Origin of the sequence: Anaerococcus murdochii, assembly GCF_019957155.1 — a bacterium.
GTDB classification, from domain to species: Bacteria; Bacillota; Clostridia; order Tissierellales; family Peptoniphilaceae; genus Anaerococcus; species Anaerococcus murdochii.
Map to the genome: position 1 here is coordinate 647,166 of NZ_JAIPME010000002.1, position 13,500 is coordinate 660,665.

The following is a 13,500-nucleotide window of genomic DNA, read 5'->3' on the forward strand; positions in this document are numbered from 1 at the left end:
CTTATCCTAATATTATGCTCTTAGAACTAGAAGTAATGAAATAACTAGGGCTAAGATTGCGTAAAGCTCAACCATTACTGCGTATACAACGCCCTTGATAAATTCGTCTTCTTTTTTAGCTAGGATGTTGATACCTGCTACTGCTACCTTAGCTTGAGCGATTGCTGATGTATAGCCTGCTATAGCTATTGGTAGGGCTGCCATAAAGAAGTATAGACCTTTTGCAAAGTCAACATTGCCGTCAAGTCTTAGCATTATAAAGAATGCAATAACGAAGCCGTAAAGACCTTGGGTACCTGGTAGTAGTTGTAGTACTAGGGCTTTACCAAATTTTTCTGGTTGTTCTACTGTTAGTGCTGCTGCTGCCTCACCTGCCATACCTGTTCCCTTAGCTGAACCTGAACCTGGTAAAAATGTAGCTATTGCCATTCCAAGTACTGCTAGTATAATTCCGCCATTTTCAATAAAAAAGTTACTCATTATTTCCTCCTTTTATTAATGATAATCTTTTTAGTATCTTCTAACATTTCTCTAAATTTAACTCCACCGCCCTCGTAGAACTTGTTAAACATTTCTACGTAAATTAATCTTAGGCCGTGAACGTATGCTGATAAGTAGGATAGGAACATATTAAAGATTTGGAAAACCACAAAGATAATTATTCCGCCCAAGAGGCCGAAAAATCCTGCTCCTCCCACCATTTTTACAATAACATTTACTGCATAGGCTACAAAGCCGCCTGATAAAACAAGGGCCATAAGTCTTAGGAAGGATACAAAGTCTCCTATCCAAGATGTAAGTCCGTAGACATTATAAAAACCAGATCCAAGTCTGCCGCCGATTGTCTTGGCATCTCTACCTGAAAATAGGAGAATGCCCACCATACCAGCTGCCATTACATAAAGACCTATTTTTGATTTGCTATAAACATAATATCCAATTCCTCCAAGGAAAAGATATGTAAATAGTGAATCATATATAGCATCTAGTGGCCTGTTGTTTTTAAGGTTAATTACAATTGTCATTCCCACACTTACCATAAGGGCTACAGTACCAATGGCAAAACTCATGCCGATTAGGGTGTATACATCTTTTTGGGTGTCAATCCAGCCAAATGGCACTTCGATTATGCCACCAAATACTGAACCAAACAAGATTCCAAAGAAACAAGCTGAAAGGGAAATAGCCAAAAATAACTTGACCATTTTTTCGCTAGACTTTGGAAAATCTTTTAGCTTAAGCATGGCGATTGTTCCAATTACTCCTAAGAGTCCATAGCCTAAGTCGCCAATCATAAACCCAGTAAAGATTGTATAAAATATTGCTACAAGTAGGGATGGGTCTATTTCGTTATATCTTGGTAGGGCGTAGGTTTCTACTACCGACTCAAAAGGTTCTACTACAGAATTGTTATCTAGGATAATTGGCACGTCGGGGTCATCAAGGTCGGCTTTTCTTATATCAAGTAGATATTCTTCACCAAGGACACTTGTAAGGTCCTTTTTGAAAGTCTCCGCCATATCTGATGGAACATAGCCTTCGATTACGTCCATCGACTTGGTTTTTAAGAAGTTTTCAACGCTTGCCTCCTTTTTCTTTTCGTTTTCAAGAAAAGATTCATAAAGGTAGAAGTCGTCCATATACTTACTAAAACCGCCAATTTCGTCTTCTAATTTACTGATATCGTTTTTATATTTTTTAGAATTAGCTTTTAATTTTTCAAGCTCTTCCCCTACAGGTCCTTCCGCCTTTATCCTTATCCTGGTAAAGCCAAATTCTCTGAGGATTTCACTAAATTCTTCTTTTTCGTCAAGGGAAGCAATACCTACTATAAAACTAATCTTATCTCTTTCGCTTAGTTTATAAACTAGGGATTTTTCCAAATGCTTTTCTACAAGTTCTTTTCTAAGGCTATCGTAGAATTGACTTGAAATTGAGCCAGTTTCTACAAAGACCCTTTCTGATTCGTAGAGGTCATTGATATTTAGATTTACTTCCTTCCATGGACTTAAATCCTCTATCCTTGTATCATTGGCCTGTTTTTTATCAACCAGACCTTCCCTTTCTTTAACTAATTTTAATAACTTATCATAAATAAGGTTAAAATCAAAATTCTCTGACTGTCTATAGACATTTTCTATATCAAGTCTTTTAAGCTCCTTAGGCAAATCTTCTTTTGAATACTTCCTTGCAGTTTCTACTGCATATTTAAGCTTATCCTGCTTTTCTTCTATAGAATTGAGGACTGCTGAGTTTTCAACCTCTTTAAGATAGGATTCGTCATCTTTTAATTTTAGATCATTAAAATGCACATAGTTAAAATTTTGAAGAATGTTAAGTAGGCTAGATCGCTTGTCATTGAAACTAAGCAAGCTAAACTTATCCATCTTAACTATTGCCATTATTTACAATCCTTTCTACAAGCGAGTCTACAGTCTTTGATAGATCAGCCAAATCTCTTTTTTTGATCTCACTAGACGCCTCACTTGCTTTTTCTAACACCGGTTTACTTTCTTCAAGGGCCTTGGCTTTGGCATCCTCAACTAGTTTTTTAGCCTTATTTTTGGCTCTGTCAATCTCTTCCTTATAAGATTCATTAGCCTTAATCTTGGCTTCTTCAACTAGCTTTCGGGCTTCTTCCTTGGCCAAATCAAGCTCACGGGCTGCCGATTCTTCGGCTTTTTTCACTTGATTTAAAATGTCATCAGTCATAATTCACCCCCTAATGCTAATTAAATTATATCATATTTTTACCCAAAACGGGTATAGTCTAGACAAAATAAGACTGATATTTTAAAATTTAGAGGAAAATTTATGAAAAAAATCTTGTTAATCGCCTTATTTGCCATATTGGCAGTAGGATGTGATAAAAAAGAAGAAAATACAAAAGAGACCTATCCCCTTGCTGAGCTAGGCGAATTTACTAAATACGATAGTCTCCTCACTGGCCAAAAGCTAATCGCCTATCCAAGCTCAGTTAAAAATGAAACTTACACAAAAAAAGATTTAGAAAATTTAGACTACAATAAGGAAGTAAGGCTAGGAGACATATTTTTTAGGATACCCGACAGGTGCCAAATCTTTAAAAAAGATGACACTTATTTTGTGGACTTCCCCCTCGATTTATCCTATAAGGTCCTTCTTAGTTTTAAATCTGTCGTGGAAAATACCGACCTAATGGATTTAGCAAAAAAAATCATTTGGGATGAAGAACTCAAAGACAAAATAATTTCCAAACCAATAAAAAATTCTTTTACAGGCCTTGATAGCCTATATTTTATAACAAAGGACCAAGAATATTCCTACACCCACTTTTTTATAAAATCTGCAAGCACAACCATATATTTCGTGATAAAAGAAGATAGGCCAAACCTTGGTGGGAAAATCATGGCCGATATCCTAATGACAGCCTACACCTCTGGAGACGATCCTTACGAAGTTAGCAAATCTTTTGCCGACTACATGGATAAGCTTACAGTTTTTGCAACCAAGGAAGAAAAATTTGCAGGCCTTGAGATTAAAATCCCAGAAAATTTCGACCTCCAACAGGAAGGCGATGGTTTTAAATATTTCCTAGCTAGAGAAAACAACGAAGCTATTGGAGCCATCCTCATGAAAGAAGACAGAGTCGATGGGAATCTTTACGACGCCTATGACCTAAACTCAGGAGACCTAATCTACCCAACCTGTTTGATAAATATGGGCAAGGTTAGCCTTGACGGTGGCATCTTAGAAGGGGAAATCAGACTCTACATGAAGGAAAACACCCTGACAGGAAAAAAGTTTGTCATAAAAAGAAAAAATACCTATCTCACAATTATAGTTGTAGGCCCAATCGCCAACAAGTCCCTCGCCATTTCCATGGCCGACTCAATAAAAGAATCGATTAAAAAATGATGTTTCACATGAAACATTCGCTAAAAAAATAAAAAACTACAAGACCTAATTATTTTAGATTTTAAAATATTTTTGCAATTTAAAAACCAGAGCATTTTACCGCTCTGGTTTTTATTTTATAGGTCGTCTTCAATTATAGATGATTTAGAATAAGCAGTTACTTTTGCTTCGAAAAAGTCAGTCTTAACTGCGTTTGGATCTGAATACTCATCTACCCATTTCATTGATTGAGGAATTTCTGTATATCCCTCAAAGAGTGGCTCAAATCCAAGGCCCTTAGCACGAAGGTTACCTAGGTATTTGATATAATCTTCAATCATACTTGTAGAAAGTCCTGGTATATTATCACCAATAGCGTACTTGCCCCATTCGATTTCTTGGCGAACGCCTTCTTTTAGCATTTCCCTATAAATGTGGGTTGCTTCTGGTGTGAAAAGGTCTGTTCTTTCCTTTTTAAGGTCGTTGATAAGTGACCTAAATAGCCATAAGTGGGTGTTTTCGTCCCTGTTGATGTATCTGATTTCTTGAACAGTGCCTGGCATCTTGCCATTTCTTCCTAAGTTATAGAAGAAAGAGAATCCTGAGTAGAAATAGATTCCTTCAAGGATATAATTTGCAATTAGGGCCTTTACAAATTGGTATTCATTATCCCTTTCCAAAAATTCGTTGTATTGTTCACCGATGAATTCATTACGCCTTAGAAGGTGGTCGTCTTCCTTCCAAAGGTATAAAATCCTAGTTCTTTCTTCTGGCGAACAAATTGTATCAAGGATGTATGAATAAGACTGTGAGTGGATTGACTCTTGGTAGGTCTGAATTGACAGACAAAGATTAATCTCATTTGCAGTTACATAGGTTTGTAAGTTTGGCAAATTGGCTGTTTGAATAGAGTCTAGATAGGTCAAAAAGGAAATGATCATATCATAGGCTCTTTTTTCGTGTTGGTCAAGATTCCTATAATCTTTTATATCTTGGTTTAAATTTACTTCTTCTGGAATCCAGAAATTGTTCATAGCCTGTCTATACCAATCGGATGTCCAGGTGTATTTAAGATTGTTAAAGTCATTTAGGTTTGTGGTATTACCTTGGATAATCTTCCTCTTAGCAAGATCAATATCCCCATTTTCATTAAAAATACCACGTTTTTCGACTTCTTTTCTTTTACTTTCTTCCATATTTACCTCCTAGGAAATAATATTTAAAACAACCGATGAAACTATTGACAAAATAATGCTTGCAAAAATCAAGCTGAACAAGTGGGAATCAATATGAGCTCCCTCAACAAATTTAAAAGCCAAATACAAAACAAAGGCCGAAATCACCAAGGAAAATAAACCCAAGGTTAAAATGGTAATAGGAAAAGCAAAGAACCTAAGAACAGGCTCAACCACCTTTTGAAATAGGGTCAAAACCCCCGCTGTGATAAGAAGAGCTGACGACTTATCAAAAGAAATATGACTAATAAATTTGCTCATCAAAAATAATGAAATAGCATTAGCTATAAATAAAACTAACAAAACATTCCTCCTTTTATTAATTAAAGATTTTTTTCTACGTCTATTCAAAATAAACTCCTTTTTATAAAGAATAAAATATTTCTTATAATTATATTATACCAGATATTTGTGTTTTTTATCCGAGATAAAGTATCTTTTTTTGTTAATCCGAGATTAACTGTATCTTATAAATGTTCTAGGTCATTTACATGACCACTCCGTATCTGGGGGAACCCCAAGGGGGCTTTCCGCATGCCCCCTCATCGGGTTCCCCCAGATCCCCTTTCCGTTTCACCCCCAGGCGGCCCCTATGGCGGGGAGCAAATAAGGTAGATTCCCTCCGGAATCTTTTTTCGGTAGGATTTACGTCTTCGTTTTGGTCTTTGTTTTTTCTAACGTTTTAAAATCCCAAGCCTCCTAAAAATTGCAATCTCGTCTGACTTGTGCTTTTTATTTGAAAATTAGTTCGCAGTATTTATTATTTTTTATATTCGTAAAGAGCTGTCAGTGCAATTTTCTTCACGGATACTTGGGATTTTAAAATACTTGGTCTTGAGTTTTTAACTCTTCGTTTTAGGATGCATATACCATCTAGCAATGTTTGGCAAGAGCCAAACTAGCCCAACAAAATCTGGAACTTCGAGACCAATTCTCTTTTTTACCGAGCAAAGATTTCTAATAGAAAGCCCCGTTAAGAAAACTGATTGTTTGAGGCGTAGCCGAGTTGTCAGTTTTTAGGGGCTTGAATATTAGAAATCTCTTGGTAAATACACCGACTAAAACAAGGACGTTCTCTCTACACAAAAAAGCTTGCGATTAGCAAGCTTCTAATCTCGCACTCCGCTTAAGGAGCAGTTGGGGGTGTAGCGTAAGGGGGTCTTAGGGGGAACCAGTGAGGGGGCATCTGCCGCCCCCTTGGGTTCCCCCTATGAACGGAGGGGTCATGTAAATGACCGAAATTATATAAAATAGAATAATTTATCTTGGATAAAAGAAAAAAATACTTTATCTTGGATAAAAAAATAGAGGGCTTTGGGGAGCCCCCATTAAAAAATACCCCCAAAAGGGGTTTTAGGGGAATATCCCCTAAAATATATTTATCTTGGATAAATCCTATGCGGAGCAAGTATCACACTCTTCCACCTCAAGTGATTTGCCTCTTACGTAGTAAATGCTCTTCACTCCTGCTTCCCATGCTGTTAGGTAGACATTTAAAATCTGTCTCATGGTGTATTCGGTGGTGATGTAGATATTTACTGATTGTGCTTGGTCAAGGTGCCTTTGTCTTATTCCTGCCATGCGCATTGAGATATTTTGGTCTATATCGTGGGCATTTTCATAGAGCCAGAAGGTCTTTGTGGTTAGTCCTGGTGCCACTCTTGGTACTATGGCGCCCTTCTTTTCTTCTAGGAAATAACGGCTCATGATTGGGTCTACTCCTGCTGATGTGCCTGAGATTATGGATGTTGATCCTGTTGGAGCTATTGCCATTAGGTAGCCATTTCTTAGGCCGTATTTTTTAACATCTGCGGCAAGTTTTTCCCATCTTTCTGAAGTGTAATCCCTATCTGTGAAATAGCTGCCTTTCTGCCAGTCACTTCCTTCAAAGACTTTATAAGATCCCTTATCTTTGGCGATTTCCACACTTTCCTTTATGGCGTAATAATTTATATCTTCATAAACCCTGTCGACAAAAGCTGCGTGAGCTTTTTCGTCTGACCATCTGATGTCGTTTTTAACTAGCATATGGTGGTAACCGCTGGTGCCAAGGCCAATTGCCCTGTATTTTTTGTTTGTTACTTCCGCATATGGGGTTGGGTAATAATTTAGGTCGATTACGTTATCAAGGGCCCTTACAACTGTCCTTACAGTTTCTTCTAGCTCACTTTCATTGTTCACATCAAGCTTACCAAGGGTAAGGCTTGCTAGGTTACATTCAACAAAGTCACCTGGTTTGGTTTTGTTAACTATAACAACATCCCCATCTTCTGTGACTATTTCTGTAGAAACAGTTTCTGATGGACTCATGTTTTGGGCAATCTCTGTGCAGAGATTTGATGAATAAATCATGCCCATGTGTTTGTTTGGATTGGCTTTATTTACCAAGTCTCTATTGAAAATGAAAGGTGTGCCGGTTTCTGACCAAGACTTGATCAAAAGCCTTACCATGTCCTTAATTGGCATTACCCTTCTAGAAATTTCCTTATCGGCAACTAATTTTTTGTAAAATTCTTCAAATTCATCTCCGTAGGTATCTTCGATGGCTTTGCCGTATTTTTTAACAACCTCGTGTGGGTCGAACATGTACCAGTCGCCTTCCATATTTTCTCTAACTTGCTTCCAGAATAAATCTGGCACGCAAACACCTGGGAAGACGTCGTGGGCCTTCATCCTGTCATCACCGTTGTTGGTCCTTAGGGCCAAAAACTCTGGCATATCCTTATGCCAAATGTCAAGATAAACAGCCACAGCTCCTTGGCGAACGCCGAGCTGATCAACAGCCACTGCTGTGTCGTTGGCAAGTCTTATCCAACGGATAACCCCGCCTGCAACTCCCTCAAAACCACGAATATCAGAACCATTTGCCCTAACTTTTCCAAAATACATGCCCATGCCGCCGCCATGTTTAGAAACTTCGGCAAAGTTGGTGATGGACCTGTAAATTCCCTTTAGAGTATCTGGAACAGTTTCTATAAAGCATGAAGAAAGCTGGTTAAATGGCTTTCTAGCGTTGGTCATGGTTGGTGTTGCCATGGTTGCCTTTAGAGTTGACAATATATCGTAAAGTCTTTTTGCGAAGCCTACCCTGTTTTTTTCTGGAATTGCTAAGTGCATAGCGATTCCCATAAACATCTCTTGGACTCTTTCCAAGATGCGTCCTTCGTAATTGGTTATTAGATATCTTTTTCTCAATAGATCTAGGCCTGAATAGGTGAAAATGTCATCTCTCTTATGGTCTAGGTATTTTTCTAATTCATCTATATCTTCTGATGAATAATTTTCAAGAATATAGGCCCCGTAGAGTTCTTTTTCTGTCAAAAACTTTATCTTTGACTTAAAGTCGTAAATCTCGTAGCGTTCTTCCTCTTCTCTTATTTCTAGATTTATCTTGTAGGCTAGAAATCTTGCTGCGATTATTTCCCAATCTGGGGCTTCCTTGCTTGTTAGCTCGCTTGCAGCACGGATTACAGCGTCTAAGACTTCCTTGTCATTCATTTCTGGCTTGGTGAAGGATTCAAACTTGAAATAAAGTGACTCTATAGGATACCTTTGGCTATCAAATTCTCTTTGGACCTTGGAAATTATCTCCATTAGGTCCTTGTCAGATACATAAGTGCTAAAATCAGAAATTACCTTCCTATCCATGTTGTGCTTGGCACGGTAGAGGATAAAGGATTTAACTTCCCTATAATAATTTTCATCAATAAGGTTAAGTTCAACCAAGTCTTGGACTTCTTCAACTGTCACAGTGTGGTCAGCTGGTAATTTTTCCTCGATTGTCCTTACAATTTTTTGGGCAATGTATTCAAGTTTTTCATCGGTAATTGTAGAATCAACCGACTTAAAGGCCTTGAATATGGCTCTCTTGATTTTTTCTAATTCAAAATCAACTTTTGACCCGTCTCTTTTAATAATCTTCATTCATAACTCCAAACTTACTACTAGATGTAGTGGTATTTTATCGAAATCTATATCTATCATACCTTATATAGGGGCTAGTGCGAAATCTAGACAAAAAAAGCACAAAGGCTTTCAAAGCTTATCTTTGTGCTGTTTTTTCTAAAAATCTTGTTTTTTTAAAAGTATATTTTCTAACAAAAACAAATTTACCTAAAATCTACCCCGTATAAATCTCTAAAGGCATCTTCCTTTACAACAGCTGTGTCGACAAAAAAGTCGATTAGGCCTTGTTTTTTTGGTGTAAAAATCGGAAGAAGATAGACTAACATGATAGTGTTTTGGATAAATCTGCCGGCTATTTCCCTGATTAGGATTTGACCAAGGTCAAGCTTATCTGATGTAAGACTTACAACCCTAATTCCCGTAATCATCTTGCCTAGGCTTTGGCCCTTGGTGACAAGGCTTGCTAGGGTGAAATATCCCAGTGTTATGGCCCAGCTAAGAATATCAGTCATGGCAAAACCATAAAAACTCATTTCTGGGTCAAGGCCAATAATGCCTGTAATTATTTTATTTAATCCACCAACTACCATCATATCAATTATAAAGGCAATAGCTCTTGTGCCAAATGATGCGTAGGCGTGGGCGTAATTTCTTTCTTTAAATTCTTCCTTATTTATTAAAACTTCTCTATTTTCCATAAGCTCCCCCATATAGGTACATAGGGCTTAGGGTATTTTTGTCCATAAATTCCTTGATGATAACAAGATCAGATGCTCCTTGCCTATAGTCTTTAGCTTTTTGGAAAAATGACATTAGGGAAGGTTGAAAACTAGAAGAAGAAACTACGACTGGGTCTGTTAGCTTATTTTCTTTTGTCATATCTTCAATAGCCATATCTAGGTCCCCAATTTTATCAACAAGGCCATTTGCTAGGGCTTGAGACCCGTCATATACTCTTCCATCTGCAATTTTTTTAACATCTGCTTCGGACATGCCCCTGCCATCGGCAACTATTTTTACAAATCTCTTGTAGGCAGAATTTACAAGGTCTTGGAAGTATTTTCTTTCTTCATCTGTTAGGTTTCTACCTTGGCTACCAGCGTCTTTCATCTTGCCAGAGGTGATATTTTGTTCCTTGATTCCGTATTTTTCAAAAAGTCCTTGGAGAGAATACATCTGCATGATTACACCAATTGATCCTGTTAGGGTTTCATTTGAGGCATAAATCCTATCTGTAGGTGCTGATACATAATAACCTCCAGATGCAGCCATCTCTCTCATAACAGAATAAACTGGGATATTTTTTGCCTTTAAGTTTTTAATTTCCTTGGCAATTTGTTCTGACACATAAACAGAACCACCTGGTGAATTAACTGATAAGATGACTCCCTTAACAGCTGGGTCTTCTCCAGCCGCCTTTAGGTCACTAATTACAAAATCGCTCCCTAATCCTGATTGGATGACTCCACTTAGGTCAACGACTTTAATTTTTTCCTTTGTGTTTGTACCACTTAAAACTTCTTCGTCTACTAGGGCTTGTTTGCCAAGCTTGTTAAGATAAGACATGCCAATCTCTTCTTTTTTATCCTGGTTAAATCCTGATAGACTTGATCCAAGTAGAATTACTAGGGCAAGGCCCACAGCTATCCACCTTTTTGCGTTGTTTTTCATAAAAACTCCTTTATTTTTCTCTTTTAACTTCTAATATTATACCCGAAAAAAATCAAGACTTAATTAAGATGATTGCATTTTCATAAGCCAATCAGTACAATGAATATGCATTACAATTATCGTTAACACTCGATTACATTGTTATGTATAGGTCCATTTGGACCTATTTACATAAAAAAGATTAAGCTGTATTTTTATATGGCTTAATTATTTTTTATTATTTTTCAAAAAAAGGAGTATTTTATGGAAAATTCAAGTAAAAAACTCTACGATATCATAGAAAATTTACTAAAAGAAAAAGTAGTTTTAGCCTTTTCTGGCGGAGTCGATTCTGCCTTACTCTTAAAAATCGCATCCTCCTTAAGAAAAGATGAAAACGATGTAGTCGCTATGTTTTTTAAGGCTCCATCATCTACAGAAGAGGACCTCGTTAATGCCAAAAACTTGGCAGAAGAAATGGGAGTAAAACTTTTCATAAAGGATGTGGATATCTTTGTTGATGACCACATAGTTAACAATTCAAAAGACAGGTGCTACCATTGCAAAAGCCACCTTTTTAAACAAGCTATAAAATTAAAGGACGATCTCGGTTACGGCTACGTCATAGACGGGACCAACACCGATGACCACAAGGTTTATAGGCCAGGACTCATGGCCCTAAGAGACCTTGGCGTTGTAAGTCCTTTGAATATAGCTGGTTTTTCTAAACAAATGGTAAGAGACCTTGCGGATGAACTTAATATAAGCGTTGCCAAAAGGCCATCAGCCCCATGTCTTTTAACTAGGTTTCCTTACGGTACAAAGATTACCCCAGCGAAACTAGACAGACTTGAAAAAGCAGAAGCTTTTATAAGGGACCTAGGTTTTATCAAATTCAGGGTTAGAGATCACTCAAATATAGCGAGGATAGAACTAACACCAGAGGACTTTATGGCCTTTATTGAAAAAAAAGACCAAGTTATTAAAGAATTTAAAAGTCTTGGCTTTTCCTATGTAACTCTTGACCTAGAAGGTTTTAGGTCAGGGTCAATGGATGAGGGCCTAAGTGAAGAAGAAAAGAAAAAGTGGGTCTTATAATGGATAAAAAAACCTTAATCAAACAAATAAAAGAAGGGACAATCTCTGAAGAGGCCGCCCTTAAAATCCTTGAAGACAAGGGATATGCAGATGTAGGTGAAAACGCTAAAATCGACTTCTCAAGGAGGGAAAGACGTGGTTTTCCAGAAGCAATTTATTGTGCATCAAAAGATGACAAAAGCCTTATAGAAATTTTTAAGGCCTTTTACGAAAGAAAAGAATCAGTAATCGGCACCAGGGCAAGCAAAAAACAATACGAAATTGTAAAAGAAGTCATCCCTGAAGTGGAATACTCAGACCTTGCCCAAATTATTAGCCTTGACTACTCCAAAGAAAGCGACAAGATTGGCGAAATCGCCATTGTCTCTGCCGGCACATCAGATCTTCCTATTAGCCTTGAAGCTGAAATCACAGCTAGGTTTTTGGGAGCAAAGGTGAAAGCCTATAGGGATGTGGGAGTCGCAGGAGTCCACAGGCTCTTAGATAAGACAGAAGAAATAAAAAAAGCAAATGTAATTATAGCCATAGCAGGCATGGAAGCTGCTCTTGCAACAGTTCTTGCAGGTCTTGTTGATAAGCCAATCATAGCTGTGCCTACATCAGTCGGCTACGGAGCAAATCTTGGGGGCATCACAGCCCTTTTATCAATGATAAATTCCTGTGCCGAAGGCGTAAGCGTGGTTAATATCGACAACGGCTACGGTGCCGCCTACCAAGCCTGCCAGATAAATAGGCTAATCGCGAAAGGAAACAAATAATGGACCTATATTTTGAAATGTATTCAGGAATCGCTGGTGACATGACCATAGGGGCTCTTTTAGACCTCGGTGCTAGTAAGGAGAAATTAGAGGCGGGAATCAAATCTCTCGGCCTTACAGACTACGACCTAGTTTTTGAAAGAGTAAAGAAAAATGGTATTGACTCCTATAACTTTGACGTAATCCTAGCAGGTAACGATCACGATCACCTCGACCATGAAGGCGACCACTGTCATTGCCATGAACACACTCATGAAGATGGCCATACTCACTCTCATGAACATTGTCATGACCATGACCACCATGACCACGACCATAATCACCACGATCACGAACATTGCCACGAACATACACACGAAGATGGTCACACTCATTCTCATGAACATTCTCACGACCATGACCACGATCATCACCACGACCATGTTCACAGAAACCTAGACGATATTAAAAAGATAATCAATTCTTCAGACCTAAACGACAATATAAAGAAAAACGCACTTGGAATTTTCGATATAATCGGCGATGCAGAAGCTAAAGCCCACGGCATCGACAAATCTCAAGTCCACTTCCACGAAGTTGGCGCCATAGATTCTATAATCGACATAGTCGGCACTTGTATTTGCCTAGATGACCTAGGTGTGGAAAATATTTATTTCTCAGACCTTTACGAAGGATTCGGCTATCAAATGTGCGCTCATGGCCCAATGCCAATACCTGTACCAGCTGTAGCCAATATCCTAGCCGATTCTGAAATCAATCTTAAATTTATAGGAGAAGAAGGCGAGCACATCACTCCAACAGGGGCTGCAATCGTCAAATACTTCTATAAAAAAGCTCCAGAAAGTTTTAAAATCAAAAAAATCGGCCTAGGAGCCGGCAACAAGGACTTTGAAAAGTCAACCAATATCCTAAGAGTAATTGAAATTACAGGAGATAAAAAAAAAGCCTAATCTTAGCTGAAACTAATATTGACGACT

12 protein-coding genes are annotated in these 13,500 nt (G+C 37.9%); 4 read left to right on the top strand and 8 right to left on the bottom strand.

What is annotated here, in order from left to right; genetic code table 11:
• Positions 1 to 12: 12 nt before the first annotated feature.
• The 3 genes from K8P03_RS03420 to K8P03_RS03430 are packed head-to-tail and all read right to left on the bottom strand — an operon-like array spanning position 13 to position 2,712.
• Positions 13 to 480: a V-type ATP synthase subunit K gene (locus K8P03_RS03420; RefSeq protein WP_209772733.1), complete on the bottom strand. Its 468-nt coding sequence runs from the start codon at positions 478 to 480 to the stop codon at positions 13 to 15.
• Complete coding sequence (locus K8P03_RS03425; RefSeq protein ID WP_223418303.1) at positions 480 to 2,402, bottom strand: V-type ATP synthase subunit I; 1,923 nt, start codon at positions 2,400 to 2,402, stop codon at positions 480 to 482. Before K8P03_RS03425 ends, K8P03_RS03420 begins: the two co-directional genes overlap by 1 nt.
• Positions 2,389 to 2,712 carry a hypothetical protein gene (locus K8P03_RS03430; protein ID WP_223418305.1) on the bottom strand — a complete coding sequence of 108 codons (324 nt, stop codon included), beginning with the start codon at positions 2,710 to 2,712 and terminating at the stop codon, positions 2,389 to 2,391. The genes K8P03_RS03425 and K8P03_RS03430 overlap by 14 nt, the downstream gene beginning before the upstream one ends.
• 102 nt (positions 2,713 to 2,814) lie before the next feature.
• On the opposite strand from K8P03_RS03430, the gene K8P03_RS03435 reads away from it, so the two are divergent.
• Positions 2,815 to 3,897: a hypothetical protein gene (locus K8P03_RS03435; RefSeq protein ID WP_223418306.1), complete on the top strand. Its 1,083-nt coding sequence runs from the start codon at positions 2,815 to 2,817 to the stop codon at positions 3,895 to 3,897.
• A gap of 116 nt (positions 3,898 to 4,013) precedes the next feature.
• On the opposite strand, the gene K8P03_RS03440 is transcribed toward K8P03_RS03435, so the two are convergent.
• The 5 genes from K8P03_RS03440 to sppA form a co-directional block, all read right to left on the bottom strand.
• Positions 4,014 to 5,072, bottom strand: a complete 1,059-nt coding sequence (locus tag K8P03_RS03440) for a ribonucleotide-diphosphate reductase subunit beta (RefSeq protein ID WP_223418307.1) — start codon at positions 5,070 to 5,072, stop codon at positions 4,014 to 4,016.
• Between the two features lie 9 nt (positions 5,073 to 5,081).
• Positions 5,082 to 5,414: a phage holin family protein gene (locus K8P03_RS03445; RefSeq protein ID WP_223418308.1), complete on the bottom strand. Its 333-nt coding sequence runs from the start codon at positions 5,412 to 5,414 to the stop codon at positions 5,082 to 5,084.
• A 1,092-nt stretch (positions 5,415 to 6,506) separates the two neighbouring features.
• Positions 6,507 to 9,035 carry a ribonucleoside-diphosphate reductase subunit alpha gene (locus tag K8P03_RS03450; RefSeq protein ID WP_223418309.1) on the bottom strand — a complete coding sequence of 843 codons (2,529 nt, stop codon included), beginning with the start codon at positions 9,033 to 9,035 and terminating at the stop codon, positions 6,507 to 6,509.
• A gap of 185 nt (positions 9,036 to 9,220) precedes the next feature.
• Positions 9,221 to 9,715: an RDD family protein gene (locus K8P03_RS03455; protein WP_223418310.1), complete on the bottom strand. Its 495-nt coding sequence runs from the start codon at positions 9,713 to 9,715 to the stop codon at positions 9,221 to 9,223.
• Complete coding sequence (sppA, locus tag K8P03_RS03460) at positions 9,705 to 10,688, bottom strand: signal peptide peptidase SppA (protein ID WP_223418312.1); 984 nt, start codon at positions 10,686 to 10,688, stop codon at positions 9,705 to 9,707. The genes K8P03_RS03455 and sppA overlap by 11 nt, the downstream gene beginning before the upstream one ends.
• Positions 10,689 to 10,931: 243 nt before the next feature.
• Here sppA and larE point away from each other — a divergent pair, with 243 nt between their 5' ends.
• The 3 genes from larE to K8P03_RS03475 are packed head-to-tail and all read left to right on the top strand — an operon-like array spanning position 10,932 to position 13,473.
• On the top strand, positions 10,932 to 11,765 hold the full coding sequence (larE, locus tag K8P03_RS03465; protein WP_223418314.1) for an ATP-dependent sacrificial sulfur transferase LarE: 834 nt from the start codon (positions 10,932 to 10,934) through the stop codon (positions 11,763 to 11,765).
• The gene (larB, locus tag K8P03_RS03470; protein WP_223418317.1) at positions 11,765 to 12,523 is read left to right on the top strand and encodes a nickel pincer cofactor biosynthesis protein LarB; all 759 of its coding nucleotides are present in this window, start codon (positions 11,765 to 11,767) and stop codon (positions 12,521 to 12,523) included. Before larE ends, larB begins: the two co-directional genes overlap by 1 nt.
• A complete protein-coding gene (locus K8P03_RS03475; protein WP_263285018.1) occupies positions 12,523 to 13,473 on the top strand; it encodes a LarC family nickel insertion protein in 951 nt (316 codons plus the stop codon). The genes larB and K8P03_RS03475 overlap by 1 nt, the downstream gene beginning before the upstream one ends.
• The last annotated feature ends 27 nt before the right edge of the window (positions 13,474 to 13,500 follow it).